The 19,927-nt window shown below is 65.7% G+C and carries 20 protein-coding genes; 16 read left to right on the top strand and 4 right to left on the bottom strand.

The genetic code is table 11. The features are described from left to right. Window positions 1-9: 9 nt before the first annotated feature. Window positions 10-945: a LysR substrate-binding domain-containing protein gene (locus tag Q0C42_RS12210; protein WP_295076318.1), complete on the bottom strand. Its 936-nt coding sequence runs from the start codon at window positions 943-945 to the stop codon at window positions 10-12. Window positions 946-1,030: 85 nt separating this feature from the next. Between Q0C42_RS12210 and Q0C42_RS12205 the strand changes: the two genes are divergently transcribed. The 3 genes from Q0C42_RS12205 (at window position 1,031) to Q0C42_RS12195 (ending at window position 4,473) form a co-directional block, all read left to right on the top strand. Then, window positions 1,031-2,263, top strand: coding sequence for an acyl-CoA dehydrogenase (locus Q0C42_RS12205; RefSeq protein ID WP_295075933.1), 1,233 nt, complete (start codon window positions 1,031-1,033; stop codon window positions 2,261-2,263). A gap of 108 nt (window positions 2,264-2,371) precedes the next feature. Continuing rightward, complete coding sequence (locus tag Q0C42_RS12200; RefSeq protein ID WP_295075930.1) at window positions 2,372-3,391, top strand: glycosyltransferase family 2 protein; 1,020 nt, start codon at window positions 2,372-2,374, stop codon at window positions 3,389-3,391. Window positions 3,392-3,555: 164 nt separating this feature from the next. After that, window positions 3,556-4,473 (top strand): phosphoadenosine phosphosulfate reductase, encoded by a 918-nt coding sequence (locus tag Q0C42_RS12195; RefSeq protein ID WP_295075927.1) that lies wholly within the window; start codon window positions 3,556-3,558, stop codon window positions 4,471-4,473. Here the strand turns inward: Q0C42_RS12195 and Q0C42_RS12190 are convergent, their stop codons facing one another. Further along, entirely contained in the window at window positions 4,474-4,911 is a 438-nt protein-coding gene (locus Q0C42_RS12190; RefSeq protein WP_295075924.1) for a lysozyme inhibitor LprI family protein, read from the bottom strand. 46 nt (window positions 4,912-4,957) lie between these two features. Between Q0C42_RS12190 and pyrC the strand changes: the two genes are divergently transcribed. From pyrC to Q0C42_RS12175, 3 genes are all read left to right on the top strand, one after another. Continuing rightward, window positions 4,958-5,998, top strand: a complete 1,041-nt coding sequence (gene pyrC, locus Q0C42_RS12185) for a dihydroorotase (RefSeq protein WP_295075921.1) — start codon at window positions 4,958-4,960, stop codon at window positions 5,996-5,998. Between the two features lie 91 nt (window positions 5,999-6,089). Beyond that, the gene (locus Q0C42_RS12180) at window positions 6,090-6,767 is read left to right on the top strand and encodes an orotate phosphoribosyltransferase (protein ID WP_295075918.1); all 678 of its coding nucleotides are present in this window, start codon (window positions 6,090-6,092) and stop codon (window positions 6,765-6,767) included. A 241-nt stretch (window positions 6,768-7,008) separates the two neighbouring features. Further along, window positions 7,009-8,499, top strand: a complete 1,491-nt coding sequence (locus Q0C42_RS12175) for a replicative DNA helicase (protein WP_295076315.1) — start codon at window positions 7,009-7,011, stop codon at window positions 8,497-8,499. Here the strand turns inward: Q0C42_RS12175 and Q0C42_RS12170 are convergent. Then, the gene (locus tag Q0C42_RS12170; protein ID WP_295075915.1) at window positions 8,496-10,391 is read right to left on the bottom strand and encodes a cation-translocating P-type ATPase; all 1,896 of its coding nucleotides are present in this window, start codon (window positions 10,389-10,391) and stop codon (window positions 8,496-8,498) included. The two genes, Q0C42_RS12175 and Q0C42_RS12170, sit on opposite strands and share 4 nt — an antisense overlap. Before the next feature lie 113 nt (window positions 10,392-10,504). On the opposite strand from Q0C42_RS12170, the gene alr reads away from it, so the two are divergent. The 10 genes from alr to Q0C42_RS12120 all read left to right on the top strand — a co-directional run bounded on the left by alr (window position 10,505) and on the right by Q0C42_RS12120 (window position 18,657). Continuing rightward, window positions 10,505-11,554: an alanine racemase gene (gene alr / locus Q0C42_RS12165; RefSeq protein ID WP_295075912.1), complete on the top strand. Its 1,050-nt coding sequence runs from the start codon at window positions 10,505-10,507 to the stop codon at window positions 11,552-11,554. Then, window positions 11,551-12,330, top strand: a complete 780-nt coding sequence (locus Q0C42_RS12160; protein WP_295075909.1) for an ABC transporter permease — start codon at window positions 11,551-11,553, stop codon at window positions 12,328-12,330. The genes alr and Q0C42_RS12160 overlap by 4 nt, the downstream gene beginning before the upstream one ends. After that, a complete protein-coding gene (locus tag Q0C42_RS12155; RefSeq protein ID WP_295075906.1) occupies window positions 12,327-13,073 on the top strand; it encodes an ABC transporter ATP-binding protein in 747 nt (248 codons plus the stop codon). The genes Q0C42_RS12160 and Q0C42_RS12155 overlap by 4 nt, the downstream gene beginning before the upstream one ends. A 24-nt stretch (window positions 13,074-13,097) precedes the next feature. Further along, window positions 13,098-13,523 carry a paraquat-inducible protein A gene (locus Q0C42_RS12150; protein WP_295075902.1) on the top strand — a complete coding sequence of 142 codons (426 nt, stop codon included), beginning with the start codon at window positions 13,098-13,100 and terminating at the stop codon, window positions 13,521-13,523. A 109-nt stretch (window positions 13,524-13,632) separates the two neighbouring features. Then, on the top strand, window positions 13,633-14,988 hold the full coding sequence (gene radA / locus Q0C42_RS12145) for a DNA repair protein RadA (protein WP_295075898.1): 1,356 nt from the start codon (window positions 13,633-13,635) through the stop codon (window positions 14,986-14,988). A 34-nt stretch (window positions 14,989-15,022) separates the two neighbouring features. Then, window positions 15,023-15,664 carry a CvpA family protein gene (locus Q0C42_RS12140; RefSeq protein WP_295075895.1) on the top strand — a complete coding sequence of 214 codons (642 nt, stop codon included), beginning with the start codon at window positions 15,023-15,025 and terminating at the stop codon, window positions 15,662-15,664. Between the two features lie 82 nt (window positions 15,665-15,746). Further along, entirely contained in the window at window positions 15,747-17,210 is a 1,464-nt protein-coding gene (gene purF, locus Q0C42_RS12135) for an amidophosphoribosyltransferase (protein ID WP_295075892.1), read from the top strand. Between the two features lie 47 nt (window positions 17,211-17,257). Then, on the top strand, window positions 17,258-17,545 hold the full coding sequence (locus Q0C42_RS12130; RefSeq protein ID WP_295075890.1) for a hypothetical protein: 288 nt from the start codon (window positions 17,258-17,260) through the stop codon (window positions 17,543-17,545). 20 nt (window positions 17,546-17,565) lie between these two features. Further along, window positions 17,566-17,931, top strand: a complete 366-nt coding sequence (locus Q0C42_RS12125) for an iron chaperone (protein ID WP_295075887.1) — start codon at window positions 17,566-17,568, stop codon at window positions 17,929-17,931. A 69-nt stretch (window positions 17,932-18,000) separates the two neighbouring features. Further along, window positions 18,001-18,657, top strand: coding sequence for an SDR family oxidoreductase (locus tag Q0C42_RS12120; RefSeq protein WP_295075884.1), 657 nt, complete (start codon window positions 18,001-18,003; stop codon window positions 18,655-18,657). Window positions 18,658-18,720: 63 nt separating this feature from the next. Here Q0C42_RS12120 and Q0C42_RS12115 read toward each other — a convergent pair whose 3' ends face one another. After that, window positions 18,721-19,827 carry a cystathionine gamma-lyase gene (locus tag Q0C42_RS12115; RefSeq protein WP_295075881.1) on the bottom strand — a complete coding sequence of 369 codons (1,107 nt, stop codon included), beginning with the start codon at window positions 19,825-19,827 and terminating at the stop codon, window positions 18,721-18,723. Between the last annotated feature and the right edge of the window lie 100 nt (window positions 19,828-19,927).

The raw sequence follows: 19,927 nt of genomic DNA, 5'->3' as shown, positions 1-19,927 counted from the left end.
TCCGGGCGTTCAGGCAAGAGTGGCGGGCGGGTCGGTGGGGGTCAAGGCGGGATCGGCGGCGTCGGACTGCAACCATAGTCGTAGGGAGCGGAGTGGCGCGCGGTCGGGAATCGTGTCGGGCCAGACGAGGTAGTAAGAGCCCAAGGCGCGGATCGGGGGGCCGAAAACGGGGATCAGTCGGCCCTCGGAAAGCTCGCGCTGGATGAGGAAGGTCGGGATCAGCGCCAGTCCCATGCCGTGGATCGCGCCCTGGGTCAGGGTGGCAAACTGGTCGAACAGCATGCCGGGGGGACGTAGGCCGGGGTGGCCATGGTGTGCCAGCCAGCGGCCCCAGTCGCCCGTGCGGGATTCAAGCTGGAGCAGTGGGTGGTGGAGGATGTCGGTCGCCGCGCCAAGCGCCGGGACGCCGGGGGCAGCCACGGCAAGGACCTCTTCGTCCATGAGTTTCAGGCTGTCGACATCCGGCCAGTCCTGACGGCCCCCGTCCAGCCGACCATAGTGGATGGCCGCGTCGAAAGCGGTTCCGGTGAAGTCGAAGGGTTTCAGGCGGGTCGACAGGTTGATCGTCACCTCCGGGTGGCTTTGCGCGAAGCGGGCCAGTCGCGGGGCGAGCCAGTGCATCCCGAAGGCGGGGAGGATGGCGAGGTTGAGCGCGCCTCCGGTCGGGTTGGCGCGCAGGGTGAGGGAGGCGGATGCCAGCAGGTTCAATGCCTTGCGCACCTCGGCCACGTAGTCACGCCCCGCAGGTGTCAGTCGCAGGCGCTGGCGTTCGCGCAGGATGAGCGCGACGCCAAGCTGCGCCTCCAGCCCTTGCAGCGCACGGCTGATGGCACCCTGCGTCAGGGACAACTCTTCGGCCGCGGCGGAGGCCGTGCCAAGGCGGTCAACGGCTTCCAGCGCCATGAGGGCGGGGATTGGCGGCAGGTAGCGGCGGGGCAGCATTATGAGTTTCCCTCATGAACCCGTGCAGGGCTTTCGATAGCCTGCCCTGCGCTTTTCTGCAATGATGCATGCAACGATGGAGGTTCCCATGCCCGATACCCTGCACACCCAACCGAAGCTGAAAGCCAAGGACGCACCCGATCTGGGCCGGTTCGACTGGGAGGACCCGTTCCGGCTGAACGACCAGCTGACCGAGGAAGAGCGGATGCTGCGCGACGGGGCCCGCGCCTATGCGCAGGAAAAGCTGCAACCCCGGGTCATCGCGGCCTACCGGGACGAGACGACCGATCCGACGATCTTCCGCGAGATGGGCGAGATGGGTCTCTTGGGCGTGACGGTCCCTGAGGAATACGGCGGGCTGGGCGCGTCCTATGTGGCCTACGGGCTGGTGGCGCGGGAAGTCGAGCGGGTCGATTCGGGCTATCGGTCCATGATGTCGGTGCAATCATCCCTGGTGATGTATCCGATCTACGCCTACGGCACCGAAGAACAGCGGATGAAATACCTGCCAAAGCTTGCCACGGGCGAGTGGATCGGCTGCTTCGGCCTGACGGAACCTGATGCGGGGTCGGACCCGGCCGGGATGAAGACGGTCGCGAAAAAGACCGCCAACGGCTATGTGCTGAACGGCGCAAAGATGTGGATATCGAACGCGCCCATCGCGGATGTCTTCGTGGTCTGGGCCAAGTCCGAGGCGCATGGCGGCAAGATCAAGGGTTTTGTGCTGGACAAGGGCACGAAAGGACTGACGGCTCCGAAGGTCGGGGGCAAGCTCAGCTTGCGGGCGTCCATCACCGGCGAGATCGTCATGAAGGACGTCGAGGTGGGCGAGGACGCGCTGCTGCCCTTCGTGGAAGGGCTGAAAGGGCCGTTCGGCTGCCTGAACCGGGCGCGCTATGGCATTTCCTGGGGCGTCATGGGTTCGGCCGAGTTCTGCATGGCCGCAGCGCGGCAGTACGGCCTTGACCGCAAGCAGTTCGGCAAGCCGATTGCCGGGACGCAGTTGTTCCAGTTGAAACTGGCGAACATGATGACCGAGATTTCGCTGGGCTTGCAGGCCTCCTTGCGCGTCGGGCGGCTTTTGGACGAGGCGAATGCGGCACCGGAGATGATCAGCATCATCAAGCGCAACAACTGCGGCAAGGCGCTGGAGGCGGCCCGCTGGGCGCGCGACATGCATGGCGGCAACGGGATCTCGGAAGACTTCCAGGTGATGCGCCATATGGTCAACCTGGAGACGGTGAACACCTACGAGGGTACGCATGACATCCATGCGCTGATCCTGGGCCGTGCCATCACCGGGGTGCAGGCATTCTTCTAAGGTTGGCCGGGCTTCGCTGTCCGTGCTAGGCCTTCGGGCGTGGTGCGGGTGGAGAGGTCGGATGCCTCCGGCGGGGATATTTCAGGCAAAGATGAAAGGGCGGGCGGGGTGAAGATCACGGCCGTGCTTTGCGTGCGGAACGAGGCCGCGTTCCTGCTTGAATGGCTGGCGCATCACCGGGCCTGCGGAGTTACGGATTTCCTCGTTTTCTCGAACGATTGCGATGACGGCACCGATGCGATGCTGGACCGGCTGGAGGCGTTGGGCTGGTTGACCCATGTCCGCAATCCGGGGCCGCACGGCGAGGGGCCGCAATGGGCAGCGCTGAAACAGGCGGCCCGGCATCCGCTGGTGACCGAAGCCGATTGGGTGCTGCCTCTGGACATCGACGAGTTCGTCAATGTCCACGTCGGCAACCGGACGATCCCTGCCCTTCTGGCCGTGCTGCCGGAGGCGACGGCGATCACGCTGACCTGGCGGCTTTTCGGCAATGCGGGCGTGGTGGAGTACGCGGACTCTGCGGTGACCGAGACCTTCACCCGCGCGGCACCGCATGTGCTGCACTGGCCGTGGCGGGCGCATCTGTTCAAGACGCTGGTCCGCAACGATGGCAGCTATGGCAAGCTGGGCGTGCATCGGCCGCGCGCCCCGGTGGTCGAGCGGCTTGCCGGACAGCGCTGGTTCGACGGGTCCGGGCGGAGGTTGCCGGCGGCCTTCCACCGGGGGCGGATCTTTTCGGACGTGGGGCGGGACAGTCATGGCCTTGTGCAGTTGAACCACTATCCGCTGGGCGCGGTGCAAAGCTTCCTACTGAAGCGCGACCGGGGCCGGGCGGTGCATGCCGACGGCGGGCTTGACGCCGGCTACTGGCTGGAGCGGAACTTCTGCGCTGAGGAGGACCGCTCGATCCTGGGGCTGGAGAGCCGCGGCCTTCGGGATGCGCTGCAGGCGGATGCGGTGCTGGGCCCGCTCCATCAAGATGCGGTCGCCTGGCGGCATGCACGGTTCCGCGGCCTGATGCAGCAGGACGTCTGGCGCAGCCTTTACGGCCAGTTGCTGATGTCGGCGCCGACGCGGGTCCTCAGCAAGGCCGAGGCCGAGTCGATCTGGAAGCCGCACCTGCGCTAGACCCTGCCACGGCAAATGCGGCCCGATTGCAACTCAAGGCTGTTCCGGCTTGCGGTAGTTGCCGAACTTTGCGCGTCAAGGCTGTATCGGTGGCAAATGTTTCCACCACAGGGCCTTGTGGTGGCCGCAATCTGACGCCAGAATCCTATGGTCAGAGCCCCATCATGCAACACACCGACAGTTTCCCGATGACCAGTGAAGTCCAGCCGCCCGACTGGCAGCGCCCGATGCTGGAAATCGCCGAGGGCGATGGCGACTTCCTGCCTTTGGGGGACAAGCACTTTGCCTTCTTTGCCGAGGAACGGCCGCAGCTATTGGTCACCTTCGAGGATGCGGCGACGCTGCGCGACCGCGAGGATCATCTGCCCGAACATTTCGGCCTGGCGCAGAACCGCGGCTGGTCGATGCTGACGATCCTGGCCGAGGGTGAGACCTGGTGGCGCGACCCGGCGGTGTTTCGGTATTTCGACCGTCTGGCCGACGACGGCTTCCTGGAAGATTTCGACCGCGTGGTCTTCTATGGCGCGGGTGCGGCGGGCTATGCGGCGGCCGCCTATTCCATCACCGCTCCCCAGGCGGAACTGGTTCTGGTGGCGCCCCGCGCGACGCTGGACCCAAGTCTGGCGGGCTGGGACGAGCGCCACCGGATTGCGCGGCGGATCAACTTTCGGGGCCGCTATGGATATGCGCCCGACATGACGGAAAGTGCGTCCAAGGTTTGGCTGATCCACGATCCGTTGCACCAACCCGATGCGATGCATGCGGCGCTTTTCCAGCGACCTTGGGTGCACCCTTTGCACGCCCGCTATACCGGCGAGGGGACCGAGGACACGCTGCGCGAGATGAAGGTCCTGGACCGCATCCTGGAAGCGGCGATGGAAGGCAAGATGTCGGCTGAACGGTTTTCCTGGCTTTGGCGCGGGCGCAGGTCCAACAGCAGCTACCTGCGCGCCATCCTGGCCGCGGCGAGGCTGTCGGGGCACACGGAACGTGAGGTCAAGATCTGCCGGTCGGTGACCTCGCGCCTGAATGCCCCGCGCTTTGCAAGGCGGCTGGAAGAGTTGACCGGCGAGAAGGCCTGATCACTCGGCATAGGCGTCGAACAACGCGGTCAGATGCGCGGTGCGTTCCTCGGTCAATTGGAGCATGCAACCGTAGATGACCAGCGGCTCGGCACTCCCGCCCTTCATGCCATAGCCTTCGGCCGCGCAGGCCTTGTCGCGGAAGGTGATCCAGGCGCGCTGCGCTTCCTTCAGCAAAAGCACCCCGCCCTGTTCGTTCTTGGGCAGGTTGTCATCCCAGCCCCGCAAAAGCGTCATCGCACGCTTGTAGGCCGTGTTCAGCTCTGCATCGGCCGCTTCCCAATCCGCATAGGCGCACTGGTTCATGTCCATCTGCGTGATGGCATTGGCGCAATCGACGTCCTGCGCGGCAGCGGGAAACGCGAGGCAAGCGGCGGCGAGAAACGGGCGGAACATCGGCAACTCCTTCTTTGGCGCGATCCTGTCGCAGTCTTTCATGCGATGCCACTGGAAACGCGGTCGGGTTTACGTTACCTGCGCGGCCATGAAAACGATCACCCTGCCCCGCCCCGATGACTGGCACCTGCACCTGCGCGACGGCGCGATGCTGGAAGCCGTGCTGCCGGAATCCGCCCGCCATTTCGCCCGCGCGATCATCATGCCGAACCTGGTGCCGCCCGTGGTGACGCTGGGCGACGCCCGGGCGTATCACCAACGGATCATGGCCGCCTTGCCCGAAGGCATGGCCTTTGATCCCCTGATGACGCTGTACCTGACCGAGGGTACGGACCCTGCGGAAGTGGAGCGCGCGGCGGCCTCGGGGCTGGTCAAGGCGGTGAAGCTTTATCCCGCGGGGGCTACGACGAATTCGCTTTCCGGGGTGCGGGACCTGTCCAAGGTGATGCCGGTCCTGGAAACCATGGCGCGGATCGGTCTGCCGCTGTGCACCCACGGCGAAGTCACTGACGCCCATGTCGACATCTTCGACCGCGAGGCGGTGTTCATCGACACGGTGCTTGATCCCCTGCGCCGCAGCCTGCCCGAGTTGCGGGTGGTGATGGAGCATATCACGACCGAGGAAGGTGTCGCCTATGCGGCCGAGGGTGGCGACACTTTAGCCGCGACGATCACCACCCATCACCTGATCATCAACCGCAACCATATCCTCGCGGGCGGGATCAAGCCGCACTACTACTGCCTGCCCGTCGCCAAGCGCGAAAAGCACCGGCTGGCGCTGAGGAAGGCTGCGACCTCGGGTTCGTCCCGGTATTTCCTGGGCACCGACAGCGCCCCGCATGTCGACGCGCTGAAGGAACACGCCTGCGGCTGCGCGGGCTGTTTCACCGCGACGAACACCATGTCCCTGCTGACGCACGTCTTCGAGGAAGAGGGCGCGCTGGACAAGCTGGAGGCTTTCGCCTCCCGGAGCGGGCCAGCCTTCTACCGCTTGCCGGTGAACGAAAGCACCATCACTTTGGAAAAGCGGGCCGAGGCTTGCACCTGGCCCGAAAAGATCGAAGCCGCGCCCGGCCCCGTCACGGTCTTCAATCCCGGCTTCCCCGTGCATTGGCACGTTCTGCCCTGACCCCACCTCCTCGTTGGACTTCGTCCCTCGTCGGGGGACCCGCGAGGAGAAGACGAAGTCGCACGACGAGCCCGCCCGAAAGGACCTCCGCATGATCCCCTCGACCTTCCCGCCCAAGGATGAAATTGCCCGGCTGACCGCCCGTGCACTTCTGGAAATCAAGGCCGTGCACTTCAACGCCGAGACGCCCTTCACGCTGGCATCCGGCCTTCCCAGCCCCACCTACATCGACTGCCGCAAGCTGATCAGCTATCCGCGCATCCGGTCCGTGCTGATGGATTTCCTGTCGGTCACGGTGATGCGGGAAGCGGGCTTCGAGGCCTTCGACAACATCGCCGGCGGCGAGACGGCGGGCATTCCCTTTGCGGCCCTGGTCGCGGAACGGCTTGCGCTCCCAATGACTTACGTGCGCAAGAAGCCCAAGGGCTATGGCCGCAACGCCCGGATTGAAGGCGCGATGACCGAAGGCCAGCGCGTCCTTCTTGTCGAGGACCTGACCACGGACGGCGGCTCCAAGCTGTCGTTCGTCGATGCGATCCGCGAGACGGGTGCGGTCTGCGGCCATACCGCGGTGATCTTCTACTATGGCATCTTCCCGGATACCGAGGCGAAGCTGGGCGCACATGGCGTCAAGCTCCATCACCTGTGCACCTGGTGGGACGTGCTGGCGGAGGCGCGGGCGCAAGGCTCCTTCGACGCGGCCACGCTGGCCGAGGTGGAAAGCTTCCTGAAAGCCCCCCGCGCCTGGCAGGACGCCCGCAAGGCCTGATTCCCGTCCAAGCGCTGTCGCGCCCGTCGAAAAGCCGCCCACTAAAGCCTGCTCAACCAGCAAGGGATAGGTTGCCGCTTCAACGGCGGGGCAAGATGTGGTAGGCTTTATCCTGTGGATAAGCGGCTTATGCACAGCTTTCCCCCAACCCAATCCACCGCTGGACATGCTAGGCGGTGGACACCAAAAAACAGAAAAACGGCAGGGGGCAGACATGACCGAGATCACAGCACTCAGGGCGATGGGCACCATCGTTCCGGGGACAGCGAACGCTGGGTCCCAGTCGGAAGTCCTGCCGCACAACATCGAAGCCGAGCAGCAGCTTCTGGGCGCAATCCTGACCAACAACGAGATCTTCGACCGCATCTCGTCTCTGGTGAAGGCCGAGCATTTCTTTGACCCCGTGCACCAGCGGATCTTCGAGGTCGCGGCGGCGCGTATCCTGAAGAACGCCCTTGCCTCGCCCGTGACGCTGAAGGCGTTTCTGGAAGACGACGCCGGCCTGAAGGAGTTGGGCGGACCGTCCTATCTGGTGCGCCTTGCCGGGGCTGCGATCTCGGCCTATGCGGCGCGGGACTATGCGCAGATGATCTATGATCTGGCGGTTCGGCGCGAACTGATCCAGCTGGGGCGGGACATCGCGGCGCAGGCGGCCAAGGTCGAAGTCGCATCGGAACCCAAGGACCAGATCATCGAGGCCGAACAGCGGCTGTACAAGCTGGGCGAGCAAGGCGTCGCCGAGCGCGGATTCCAAAGCTTTCTCAAAGCCGTAACCGACGCGGTGAATGTGGCCAACGCCGCCTATCAGCGCGAGGGCGGTCTGGCCGGCATCTCGACCGGGCTGATCGACATGGACAAGAAGCTGGGCGGGTTGCACCCTTCCGACCTTCTGATCCTGGCCGGGCGTCCGTCGATGGGCAAGACCTCGCTGGCCACCAACATCGCGTTCAACATCGCCAAGGCGCACAAGCGGGGCCGCATGCCGGATGGCGGTGAGGGTTCGGTCGAAGGCGGCGTCGTCGGGTTCTTCTCGCTGGAAATGAGCGCCGAACAGCTCGCGGCGCGTATCCTGTCCGAAGCCTCCGAGGTTCCGTCCGAACAGATCCGCCGCGGCGACATGACCGAACAGGAGTTCCGCCGTTTCGTCGAAGCGGCGAAGTCGCTGGAAGCCTGCCCCTTGTACATCGACGACACCCCTGCCCTGCCGATCAGCCAGGTCGCTGCGCGGGCGCGGCGGTTGAAGCGGACGCACGGGCTGGATGTGCTGATCATCGACTACCTGCAGCTTCTGAAAGGCACGTCCAAGGAAAACCGGGTGCAAGAGGTTAGCGAGATCACGCAAGGGCTGAAGGCCATCGCCAAGGAGCTGAACATCCCGGTCATCGCGCTCTCGCAGCTGTCCCGCGCCGTGGAAAGCCGCGAGGACAAGCGTCCGCAGCTGTCCGACCTGCGGGAATCGGGCTCGATCGAGCAGGACGCGGACGTGGTGATGTTCGTGTACCGGGACGAGTACTACAAGGAACGTGAAAAGCCCGGCGACCACGAGCTGGAAAAGATGGCCCAATGGCAGTCGGTCATGGAATCGGTGCATGGCAAGGCCGAGGTCATCATCGGCAAGCAGCGCCACGGTCCAATCGGCACGGTGGAGCTGTCGTTCGAGGGTCGGTTCACCCGCTTTGGCAACCTGGCAAAGCCGTGGCAGGGTCAGGGCGGGCCGGATGTGGGCTTCTAGCCCCGCACCCGGATCGGATCGGCCAGAAGCCTGAGGCCGTTCAGCACGACCAGCAACGTCCCGCCCTCGTGGCCCAGAACGGCCAGCGGCAATGGCAGTTCGAAGAACAGGCTTCCCACCACGAGGACGGCCATCGCGCCCAGGGCGAGCGTAAGGTTCTGCCGGATCACCCGCATCGTGCGGCGGGCCAGGCGACGGGCATCGGCCAGCTTGCGCAGATCGTCCGCCATCAGCGCCACGTCGGCGGCCTGCAGTGCGACCTCGCTGCCCGCCACCCCCATAGCCACGCCGACATCAGCCCGCGCCAGGGCTGCGGCGTCGTTCACCCCGTCGCCGATGAAAGCGACCTTGCCGCGCTTGGCGGCCGCGTCGACCAGCGCGACCTTGTCCGCCGGCAGGAGGGCCGCGTGGATTTCGGCCGGTACAAGCCCCAGCCGCTCGCCGATCCGTGCCGCCACCGGGGCGCGGTCGCCGGTCATCATCAGGATCTCGGTGCGCCCGCCCGCCTTCAACGCGACCAGCGCCTCGGCTGCCGTCTGCCGGGGCTCATCCGCCACGGTCACGGCCCCCAGCACCTGTGTCCCACGGCCGACGACGACCAGCGTCTCGGCCCCATTGGCGAGCGCCTCCAGCTCAGGCGGCAGGGCCGCCCCCATCGCCGCCAGCATCCGCGCGTTTCCGGCCCAGACCGGCCCCTCGGCGTCCTGCCCGGTGATGCCCTCGGAAGGATGTGAGCGCGCATCGCGGACCGCGACCGGAGTGAGACCGCGTTCGGCCGCCTCACGTCGGATCGCGGCGGCGATGGGATGCTCGGACTGCGCCTCCAGCCCCGCCGCGAGGGCAAGGAAGGCGTCCTCCTCTCCCTGAAGCGCGCGGATATTGGTGACCGAGGCGAGGCCTGTGGTCAGCGTGCCGGTCTTGTCGAAGGCGAAGGTACGAACCTCGGCCAGACCCTCCAGCGCCCCGCCGCCCTTGAAGAGCACTCCGCCCCGCGCCGCTGCGGACAAGGCCGACAGGATCGCGGCGGGGACCGAGATCACCACCGCGCAAGGCGATGCCGCAACCAGCAGCGTCGCCGAGCGATAAAGCGCATCGCCGCCCTCATAGCCCGCCCACCGAAAGCCGAACCAGGACAGGATCGACCCCACCAGCACCGCAATGGTGTAACGCTGGCCGAACCAGTCGGAAAACCGTTCCGAGGGCGATTTCATCGCCTGCGCCTCGGTCACCAGCTTGATCATCTGGGCAACCGTGCTGGTGGCAAGGGTCCGCGTCACCTCGACCGTCAGGATGCCGTCGAGGTTGACCGTCGCCTCATGCACCGGATCGCCTGCCGCCTTCCGCACCGGAAGCGATTCCCCCGTGACCGTGCTTTCGTCCAGATGGCCCGCGCCCTCGGCCACCCGGCCGTCTACCGGCACGCGCGCGCCCGGTCGCAGGATCACCCGGTCACCCGGCACGAGGTCCGCCACCGCCACCTCGACCACCCCATCCGGCCCGTCCAACAGCGCCGTCTCGGGCCGTAGCTGCATCAACGCCTCGACGGCGCGGCGGGCCTTGCCCATCGCCCGATGCTCCAGCGTCTGCGACAGCGAGAATAGCGCCAGCAGCACCGCCCCTTCCAGCGCCGCACCAACCGCCGCCGCCGCCAGGGCCGCCACCACCATCAGAAGGTCGATGTCCAGCCGGTGGTCCTGCCAAAGCTCCGCCAGCGCCGTCCGCAGTGGTGGCAGGCCGCCGGTCAGGAAGGACAGCCCCAGCGCACCCCAGACCAGGCCGGCGGGCAGCGGCTGCAGGAAGGCGTCCAGTGTCGCGATGCCAAGGCCGATCCAGCACAGGATCGTCAGGTAGAGATCCGCATCTTCGTCATGTTCCGTGCTGTGCTCGGACACCGGCGATCTCCTTTTCCAGGGCCCACCGTCGCGCAGGCGGCTGGAAAGGGCAAGCGCCCGCCCGGTCCGAGGTTTTCCCTTGACCGCGACCCCGCCCCGGTCGAAACAGCCGCATGGCGACTGGAACCCTGACGATTGACCTCGATGCGATTGCCGCCAACTGGCGCGCTCTGGACCGGATGTCCGGCCCCGGTGTGCAGACTGCGGCGGTGGTGAAAGCCGATGCCTATGGGCTTGGCGTGACGCGGATTGCACGTTCCCTGGCAGCGGCCGGTGCCCGGCGCTTCTTCGTGGCCCAATCCGAGGAAGGTGCCGCCGTCCGTCAGGCGCTGGGTCCTGGGCCGCAGATCGCGGTCCTGTCGGGCCACATGGCCGGCGATACCGAGATGATCCATGACCTGGATCTGACGCCGATGCTGAACAGCTTGGAGCAGATCACCCGCCACCTGGAATCGCTGCCGGGCCACCCGTTCGGGGTGCAGCTTGACACCGGAATGAACCGACTGGGCGTCGAGATGCTGGAATGGCAAGCCGTCGCTCCGATCCTGATCGATACGGGACCAGAGCTTTTGATGAGCCACCTTGCCTGCGCTGACGAGCCGGACCATCCGCTGAACGAGGCGCAGCTTGCGGCCTTCCACAAGATGACCGACGGCACCGGCCTGCCACGCAGCCTTGCGGCCACCGGGGGCATCCTGCTGGGGCCGCGCTATCATTTCGACCTGACCCGCCCCGGCGTGGGCCTCTACGGCGGCCTGCCGCATGAGGCCGCGATCCCCGCCCTGACCCTGTCGCTTCCGGTGATCCAGACCCGTGAGGTCGCCCCCGGCGAGGCGGTGGGTTACGGCTGCACCTGGGTCGCCGACCGGCCTTCGCTGATTGCGACCCTGGCTGCGGGCTATGCCGACGGCTTGCCGCGGACCCTGTCGAACAAGGCGCATCTCTGGGACGGCGACACGCCCTGCCCGCTGGTGGGCCGCGTCTCGATGGACCTGATCACGGTTGACATCACCCACCTTCCTGAGGTGCCGAAGTCCCTGGACATCCTCGGCCCGAACCAGCCGGTCGACGCTCTGGCCGACATGGCCGGAACCATCGGCTACGAACTTCTGACCGCACTCGGCCCCCGCTACACCCGGCGTTACCAGGAGCGTCCGGCATGATCGAGGCGACCCTGGGGTCGCTGGGCCGCCCTGTCCTGCAGGCCGTCGCAGCAGTCGGCCGTGTGGCGCTGTTTGCCGCAGCGGTCCTGGGACATATCCTGCGCCCGCCCTTCTATCTGCGCGAGCTTGGCTCGTCGCTCTTGCAGATCGGCTGGTATTCGCTGCCCGTCGTCGGCCTGACCGCGATCTTCACCGGGGGCGCGCTGGCGCTGCAGATCTATGCCGGCGGGTCGCGCTTCAACGCCGAATCCGTCGTGCCCTCCATCGTCGCCATCGGTATGACGCGCGAGCTTGGGCCGGTGTTGGGCGGTCTGATGGTCGCGGCCCGCGTGGCGTCGTCGATCGCTGCCGAGATCGGCACGATGAAGGTGACCGAGCAGATCGACGCGCTGGTAACGCTGTCGACCAACCCCCTGAAATACCTTGCCGTTCCGCGCGTGGTCGCTGCAACCCTGTCGATGCCGATCCTGGTCGCGGTGGGCGACGCCATCGGGATCATGGGCGGTTGGCTGGTCGGGATCACCCGGCTGGATTTCAACTCTGCCGCCTATCTCAAGAACACCGTCGATTTTCTTGAGGGGTGGGACATCGGCTCGGGCCTCGTCAAAGGCGCGGTTTTCGGCTTCATCGTGGCTCTGATGGGCTGCTACCACGGCATGAACTCGGCCCGCGGTGCGCAAGGCGTGGGGGCCGCGACCAAGGCCGCCGTCGTGTCCGCCAGTGTGCTGATCCTGGCGGCGAATTACATCCTGACCGAAGTGTTCTTCTCGTCATGATCGAACTTCATGACGTCCACAAACGCTTTGGCGAGAACTGTGTCCTGCAGGGTGTGAACCTGTCGATCGCATCGGGCACCTCGATGGTCATCATCGGCGGGTCGGGGACGGGCAAGTCGGTGCTGCTGAAATCAGTGCTCGGCCTTGTGCGTCCCGACAGCGGGACGATCACGCTGGACGGGCAGGACGTCACCAAAGGCGACCGCGACGCCTTCCTCGCCCGGTTCGGAATGCTTTTCCAAGGCGGCGCGCTGTTTGACTCGCTTCGCGTCTGGGAGAACGTCGCCTTCCGACTGGTCCGTGGCCCGAAAGCACTTCCCAAGGCCCAGGCCCGCGAGATTGCCATCGAAAAGCTTCGCCGCGTGGGCCTGAAGCCCGAGACCGCCGACCTCTTCCCTGCGGAACTTTCGGGTGGCATGCAGAAGCGTGTCGGCCTGGCCCGCGCCATCGCGGCGCAACCCGAGATCATCTTCTTCGACGAGCCGACCACGGGCCTTGACCCGATCATGGCCGGCGTCATCAACGACCTGATCCGCGAGATCGTGACCGAGATGGGCGCCACGGCGATGACCATCACCCATGACATGTCCTCGGTCCGGGCGATTGCGGATAACGTGGCGATGCTGCACGGCGGGGTGATCCGCTGGTCCGGGCCGGTCTCGGACCTGGACGCGACGGAAGATCCTTACGTGCAGCAGTTCATCCACGGCCGCGCCGAGGGACCCATCGCCGCCATCCGCTAGAGAAGCCAGCCAGGGGGCACGGCCATGAAATACCTCAACCTCGCCCTCCTCGTCCTCTTCCCCATCGCCTGGTTCGCGCCGCTTCTGCGCGCCGCCCTCTTGCCGGTGTTCGGGATGGACGAGATCAGCGTGATCACCGGCCTTCAGTCCCTGTGGGAATCCGACGCCGCCCTGGCCCTCCTCGTCACCTTCCTCGCGATCTTCGCGCCTTACGCCAAGACCATCGGCTTGGCGCTTTTGCACTGGAACCTCCTCAGCCCCAGAACCCTCCCGGCGCTGGAAATCCTGGGGAAGCTCGCGATGGCCGACGTCTTCCTGATCGCGCTTTACATCGTCATCGCCAAGGGTGCAGGCCACGTCACCGTCGAGACGGCCTGGGGCCTTTACCTCTTCACCGGCTGCATCCTGGCGCAGGTCCTGATTTCCTGGAAAACGAAGCCGACCACGTAAGTCGCGGCCCCAAGTTCCTCGTTCACGGAAATCGACTGGAACCTTCCCCAAGATTCTTGTCGCCCTGACGCCTTGATACTGCCCAAAACACCGGTCACTGTCCCGCATCATGAAACAGAATGCCTCGTTCACCTGCACTGTCTGCGGTGCCGCCTATCGGAAATGGGCCGGCAAATGCGACGCCTGCGGTGGGTGGAACACCATTGCGGAAGAAGCCCCCCTGTCCACCGGCCCCAAGTCGCTTGGCGCCAAGGGCCGGATGATCCCGCTTTCGGACCTTGCGACCGAGGAGGCAGCACCGCCCCGCGCGTCGTCCGGCATCGACGAGCTGGACCGGGTTCTTGGCGGCGGTCTTGTCCCCGCCTCGGCCATTCTGGTGGGCGGTGACCCAGGCATCGGCAAATCCACGCTTTTGCTGCAAGCCACCGCAAGCTTCGCCCGCAAGGGTTTGAAATGCCTTTACATCTCCGGCGAAGAAGCCGCGGCCCAGGTTCGGATGCGCGCACAACGCCTTGGCCTGACCGATGCCGCCGTCCAGCTCGGCGCCGAGACCAACCTTCGCGACATCCTGACCACGCTGGATGCAGAACGCCCCGCCCTGGCAATCATCGACTCGATTCAGACGATGTGGCTGGACAGCGTCGAGGCGGCTCCAGGTTCCGTGTCTCAGGTCCGCGCCGCAGCGCATGAGCTTGTCACCTTTGCCAAGCGCCGCGGCGTGGCGATCATCCTCGTCGGCCACGTCACCAAGGACGGCCAGATCGCCGGCCCGCGCGTCGTCGAGCACATGGTCGACACCGTCCTTTATTTCGAGGGCGAGCGTGGCCACCAGTTCCGCATCCTGCGCGCCGTCAAGAACCGCTTCGGACCTGCGGATGAAATCGGCGTCTTCGAGATGACCGGTGGCGGCTTGGCCGAGGTGCCGAACCCCTCGGCCCTGTTCCTGGCCAACCGCGACCAGCCGGCCCCGGGATCTGCCGTCTTCTCCGGGATCGAGGGCACCCGCCCCGTCCTGACCGAGATCCAGGCCCTCGTCGCCCCATCCACCCTTGCGAGCCCGCGTCGTACGGTGGTCGGGCTGGACAGCGGCCGCGTCTCCACCATCCTCGCCGTGCTTGAGGCTCGCTGCGGCATTCCCTTCGCCGGGCTGGACGTCTTCCTGAACGTCGCCGGCGGGTTTCGCGTCTCCGAGCCCGCCGCAGACCTAGCCGTCGCCGGGGCGCTTCTTTCGGCGCGCGAGGACGTGGCGATACCGCCCGACATGGTGCTTTTCGGAGAAATCAGCCTTTCCGGGGCCTTGCGCCCGGTCGGCCAGACCGAAAACAGGTTGAAAGAAGCCTCGAAACTTGGTTTCTCACAGGCAACCGTGCCGTCCCATTCGAAAATCGAAGGGGCCGCAGGGCTGACGGTCAGGCAGATGCCTGATCTGACGGCGTTTGTGGGCGAAATGTTCGGGGCAGGATAAGCCCTTGCAAAGAATGGGAACGGGGACGTAAGCGATGGAAAACCTGACCGCAGTCGACGGTGGTGCGGCGCTCATCATCATCATATCGGCCATTCTCGCCTTCTCGCGCGGTCTGGTTCGCGAGCTGATGGCGATTATCGGCTGGATCGGGGCGGCCATCGCCGCCTACTACTTCGCCCCCGGCGTCCAGCCGCTGGTCAAGGAACTGCCCGTCGTGGGCGAGTTTCTGTCCGACAGCTGCGAACTTTCGGTGGTCGCCGCCTTCGCCGGTGTCTTCGTCGTGGGCCTGATCATCGCCGCGCTTTTCACCCCACTGTTCTCTGGCGCCGTCCAGCGGTCGGCCCTCGGCGGGATCGACCAGGCGCTTGGCTTCCTGTTCGGCGCGGCGCGCGGCATCCTGTTGATCGCGATCGCCTTCATCGTCTACGACCGCGTCCTGTCGGGACAGGAAATCGCGATGATCGACAACTCGCGCACGGCGCTTGTCTTCGCCAACTTCCAGGCCCAAATCGACCAGAACATCCCTTCGGACGCACCGGGCTGGATCGTGGACCGCTACAACGACCTGACCAATGTCTGCGCACCCGGTGGCGCGCCGACGATCGAGGCGGCACCAGCAACTGAAGCACCCGCCACCGAAGCACCCGCACCGGCCGCACCTGCCACCAATCCGTGATCCCCAGGGGCGTTTCGGGGCGTGACAGCCCCGACCCGCTGCCTTAAACAGCGGGCCTAAGCCCAAGGTAGGATTCGGACGCATGGCTCCCTTCCGCTCGCACCCCTTCGATGACGACAAGCTGAAGGAGGAGTGCGGGATTTTCGGCGTCGTCGGCGTGGCCGATGCATCGAACTTCGTGGCGCTTGGCCTGCACGCACTGCAGCACCGCGGGCAAGAGGCGGGTGGGATCGTCTGCTACGACCCCGAACACGGCTTCAACTCGGCCCGCCGCTTCGGTTACGTGCGCGACAACTTCACCAAGGCGGACGTGATGGACACCCTGCCGGGGTCGCTGGCGATCGGGCATGTCCGCTATTCCACCGCCGGGTCCAAGGGTGCCACCGCGATCCGCGACGTGCAGCCCTTCTTTGGCGAGTTTTCGATGGGTGGCTGCGCCATCGCGCACAACGGAAATCTGACGAACGCCTCCGCCCTGCGCCGTGAACTGATCGAGCGCGGGTCAATCTTCCAGTCCTCGTCGGACAGCGAATGCATCATCCACCTAATGGCGCGGTCAATCCAGAAGTCCCTGGCCGAGCGGATCAAGGATGCTCTGCGCAGGGTCGAGGGCGCTTTCAGCGTCGTCGCCATGACCCGCACCAAACTGATCGGCGTCCGCGACCCCCTGGGCGTGCGTCCTCTGGTCCTGGGCCGGATCGGTGACCACGGCTGGGCGTTGTCCTCGGAAACCTGCGCCCTCGACATCATCGGCGCCGACTTCGTGCGCGAGATCGAACCGGGCGAGATGGTGGTGATCGAGGGCAACAAGGTGGAAAGCACCCGCCCCTTCACCCCCGCCAAATCGCGCTTCTGCATCTTCGAGAACGTCTATTTCTCCCGACCCGACAGCATCATCGGCGGCCGTTCCGTATATGAGACGCGCCGCCAGATCGGCGTGGAGCTCGCCATCGAAGCGCCGGTCGATGCCGACCTCGTCTGCCCGGTGCCCGACAGCGGCACCCCCGCCGCGATCGGCTACAGCCAGCAATCCGGCATCCCCTATGCAATGGGGATCATCCGCAACCAGTACATGGGCCGCACCTTTATCGAACCGACCGACAGCATCCGCAACATGGGCGTGCGGCTGAAGCTGAACGTCAACCGCGCGCTGATCAAGGGCAAACGCGTTATCCTGGTCGACGACTCGGTCGTGCGCGGCACCACCAGCCGCAAGATCAAGGACATGATCCTGGAAGCCGGCGCCGCAGAGGTCCACTTCCGCATCGCCTCACCGCCCACCGCCTGGCCCTGCTTTTACGGCGTAGACACGCCCGAACGCTCGAAACTCCTGGCCGCCACCATGTCCGAGGACGAGATGCGCGACTGGATCGGCGTCAATAGCCTGAAGTTCGTAAGCCTCGACGGCCTTTATCGGGCGGCGGGCGAAGTGATGGGCCGCGACATGGCCAACCCGCAATACTGCGACGCCTGCTTCTCGGGCGACTACCCGGTCGCGCCATCGGACAAGATCGAGGAAGGCTTCGAGATGAAGGCGGCGGAGTGACGGGTCAGTAGCTACCCGGTCCTTGCCCCTAAAAAGGAATCAAGGGGATGAATCTCATCGGCGTTCATTTTATTGCGTTCGTCTTGGCGGTCTTTGGCGTTGGATTGCGCCCGTTCAGTCGTCCTCCCTTTTTGCGACTAGCCGCACCATCATTCTTTTTCGACTGGGTCATTCAAGCAGCAACGAGAAGCAGATTGCGGGAAAATGAAAGCTGGCGTGACAAATTCGTCTACCGTGAAGGCGATAGGCCGCGACCTCAGGATATAGCTCGCACCCAAGTTCTATTTATTGCCAGTTTTGGCATCATGCTCATCGTTGCGTTAATAGCGAACTAAGTACCCTGAAGGCGGCCATGATGACAGTCGAAATAGACGCCTTCATCGCCGCCCTCCCTCCAGGCCAGCGTGAGGCCCTGACCGCCCTCCGTGCCCGGCTGAAGGCCCTCCTCCCCGACCACCTCGAAACCATGTCCTACGCCATGCCCGGCCTCCGCCAGCCGGGGCCAAAGGGCAAGATGGTCGTGGGCTACGCGGCCTTTTCGAAACACCTTGGCCTCTACCCCCATTCCGGTTCGGTGATCCCGCTGATCGACTGCACGCCGTTCAAGACGTCGAAATCCGGCGTTCTCTTCACCCCGGAGCGCCCCCTGCCCGACGCGCTCCTTCATCAGATCATCGCCGTGCGTCAGGCAGAACTTGCCGCAGGCTACGGGCGTCACTGACCCCTTGCCCTTTCATCTTTGGACAAATATCCCCGCCGGAGGCTCCGACGCCTGCCAGAAGGACCAACCATGACCGACAAGATCGCCCTCGTCACCGGAGCCTCCCGCGGCCTTGGCTCGGCTCTGGCCGAACAGCTGGCCCTGCGCGGCTGGCACGTCGTGGCCGTCGCCCGCACCGTGGGCGGCCTTGAAGAACTGGACGACCGCGTCAAGCGCGCCGGTCTGCCGGGCGCGGGAAGCCTGACGCTGGCACCGATGGACGTCACCAACGACGACGCGATGCGCCACCTGTGCCGGTCGCTCCATGACCGCTGGGGCGGGGTCGGCCTCTGGGTCCATGCCGCCATCCATGCGGCACCCTTGGCCCCGGCCGGTCACATCGATCAGAAGGACTGGGAAAAGTCGCTCGCCACCAACGCCCGCGCGACGGGGATGCTGATCCCGATGGTCGAGCCGCTGTTGAAGGCTCACCAGGGGACCGCCCTATTCCTCGACGACCCCCGCGCCGGTCAGCCGTTCTTCGGCTCTTATGGGGCCACCAAGGCCACGCAAATGGCTCTGGCGCGCAGCTGGCAGGCCGAAACTGCAAAGCACGGGCCGCGCGTGGTCATTACAGCGCCGCAAACCCTGCCGACCGCCACCCGCGCCAGGTTCTTCCCCGGCGAAGACCGGACGAAACTGGCCGATGTCCAGGCCGAGGCTGCGCGGATTCTGGATAGTCTGTAAGGCCGGAAGCCAAATTCCTTAAGCAAGGAATTTGACAAATTTCTTCCTCAAGAAATTTGGTCCCTACCCCGCCAGTGCCGCATCGATCGCGGCCCACAACACCTCCACCGGCTCCACGCCGATGGACAGCCGGATGAACCCCTCGGCCACCGCATCTCCCCACCGCGCCCGGCGTTCGGCAGCGGTGTGGACCCCGCCGAAACTGGTGGCCTGTTCGATCAGCGGGCAGCGGGCCAGGAAGCCCTCCGCCGCCGTCTCTCCGGCCAATTCGAACCCGATGAGGAAGCCGCCGTTGGCCATCTGCGCCCCGACTGCCCCATGCGAGGCATCACCCGGCAACCCGGGGTAGCGTACCCCCTGAACCTTCGGATGCGCCGCCAGCCTTTCGGCGATCACGGCGGCCGAGGCACACATGCGGGTCAGGCGGACCTCCAGCGTCTCCAGACCCCGGTGGACAAGATAGGCCTCGAACGGTCCCGGTACCGACCCGGACTGCCGCCGCCATTCCCGCACGCGCGCCATCAGGTTCGCGTCGCGCCCCGCCACATGGCCGAAAAGCGCGTCGGAGTGGCCCGCCGGGGCCTTGGTGTCCGCCGCCACGACAAGATCCGCGCCAAGGTCCAGCGGCCGCTGGAGGAGCGGCGTCATCGTCGTGTTGTCGGCGATCAGAAGCGCCCCCGCGGCGTGGGCCTTCCGGGCCAGCGCGGCGATATCGACGGTGTCTAAGCCGGGGTTCGACGGGGTCTCGATATAGATCACCTGAAAGCCGGTGAAGTCCGCTGTTTCCATCTCCAGCGTCGGGACCTGCACGACCTCGACTCCGTAGACCTGTAAAAGATCCCGGCCAAGGAGGCGGGTCACGTAGTAGCCGTCCGACGGAAGCATCACCTTCGCCCCCGCCTTCAGGCAGCAGATAAGGGCGGCGGTGATCGCGGCCATCCCGGAGGGGAAGGACACGACCTCTGCGGCCTCCAGGATCGCCAGCTGTGCCTCGACGGCGTCCCAGGTTGGCTGGCCGGAGCGGCCGTAGTAATGGGCGGCCCCCTGGGCTTGCGGCAGGTGGAAGGTGGTGGCGACCGAGATCGGCGGCACGACGGGCTCGCCCAGGGCAAGGCCCGCCTTCCGGTGATGCAGCAGGCGGGCGATGCGGGCGTCGGTCTCGGCGGTCATGGCGGCTCCTCGGCTGTCCACGGTGGACAAAAGCTGACCCGCTGTAAAATCAATAGCTTGGCTGCGGGCGTTTACCGAAACTTAACGGGTTGCCGACGCC

Source organism: Tabrizicola sp. (assembly GCF_022842145.1).
GTDB lineage: Bacteria > Pseudomonadota > Alphaproteobacteria > Rhodobacterales > Rhodobacteraceae > Tabrizicola.
The sequence above is the reverse complement of the archived record's forward strand: the minus strand, read 5'-3'. Positions and strand labels throughout refer to the sequence as shown.

Excerpts from the sequence above, each read along its gene's own strand:
- Q0C42_RS12175 (WP_295076315.1), top strand. The coding sequence starts at position 7,009 with ATGGGCACCATCGTTCCGGGGACAGCGAACGCTGGGTCCCAGTCGGAA.
- Q0C42_RS12155 (WP_295075906.1), top strand. The coding sequence starts at position 12,327 with ATGATCGAACTTCATGACGTCCACAAACGCTTTGGCGAGAACTGTGTC.
- Q0C42_RS12140 (WP_295075895.1), top strand. The coding sequence starts at position 15,023 with ATGGAAAACCTGACCGCAGTCGACGGTGGTGCGGCGCTCATCATCATC.
- Q0C42_RS12130 (WP_295075890.1), top strand. The coding sequence starts at position 17,258 with ATGAATCTCATCGGCGTTCATTTTATTGCGTTCGTCTTGGCGGTCTTT.
- purF (WP_295075892.1), top strand. The coding sequence starts at position 15,747 with ATGGCTCCCTTCCGCTCGCACCCCTTCGATGACGACAAGCTGAAGGAG.
- Q0C42_RS12115 (WP_295075881.1), bottom strand. The coding sequence starts at position 19,827 with ATGACCGCCGAGACCGACGCCCGCATCGCCCGCCTGCTGCATCACCGG.
- Q0C42_RS12150 (WP_295075902.1), top strand. The coding sequence starts at position 13,098 with ATGAAATACCTCAACCTCGCCCTCCTCGTCCTCTTCCCCATCGCCTGG.
- Q0C42_RS12125 (WP_295075887.1), top strand. The coding sequence starts at position 17,566 with ATGACAGTCGAAATAGACGCCTTCATCGCCGCCCTCCCTCCAGGCCAG.
- Q0C42_RS12180 (WP_295075918.1), top strand. The coding sequence starts at position 6,090 with ATGATCCCCTCGACCTTCCCGCCCAAGGATGAAATTGCCCGGCTGACC.
- Q0C42_RS12120 (WP_295075884.1), top strand. The coding sequence starts at position 18,001 with ATGACCGACAAGATCGCCCTCGTCACCGGAGCCTCCCGCGGCCTTGGC.
- alr (WP_295075912.1), top strand. The coding sequence starts at position 10,505 with ATGGCGACTGGAACCCTGACGATTGACCTCGATGCGATTGCCGCCAAC.
- Q0C42_RS12160 (WP_295075909.1), top strand. The coding sequence starts at position 11,551 with ATGATCGAGGCGACCCTGGGGTCGCTGGGCCGCCCTGTCCTGCAGGCC.
- pyrC (WP_295075921.1), top strand. The coding sequence starts at position 4,958 with ATGAAAACGATCACCCTGCCCCGCCCCGATGACTGGCACCTGCACCTG.
- Q0C42_RS12195 (WP_295075927.1), top strand. The coding sequence starts at position 3,556 with ATGCAACACACCGACAGTTTCCCGATGACCAGTGAAGTCCAGCCGCCC.
- Q0C42_RS12205 (WP_295075933.1), top strand. The coding sequence starts at position 1,031 with ATGCCCGATACCCTGCACACCCAACCGAAGCTGAAAGCCAAGGACGCA.
- Q0C42_RS12190 (WP_295075924.1), bottom strand. The coding sequence starts at position 4,911 with ATGAAAGACTGCGACAGGATCGCGCCAAAGAAGGAGTTGCCGATGTTC.
- radA (WP_295075898.1), top strand. The coding sequence starts at position 13,633 with ATGAAACAGAATGCCTCGTTCACCTGCACTGTCTGCGGTGCCGCCTAT.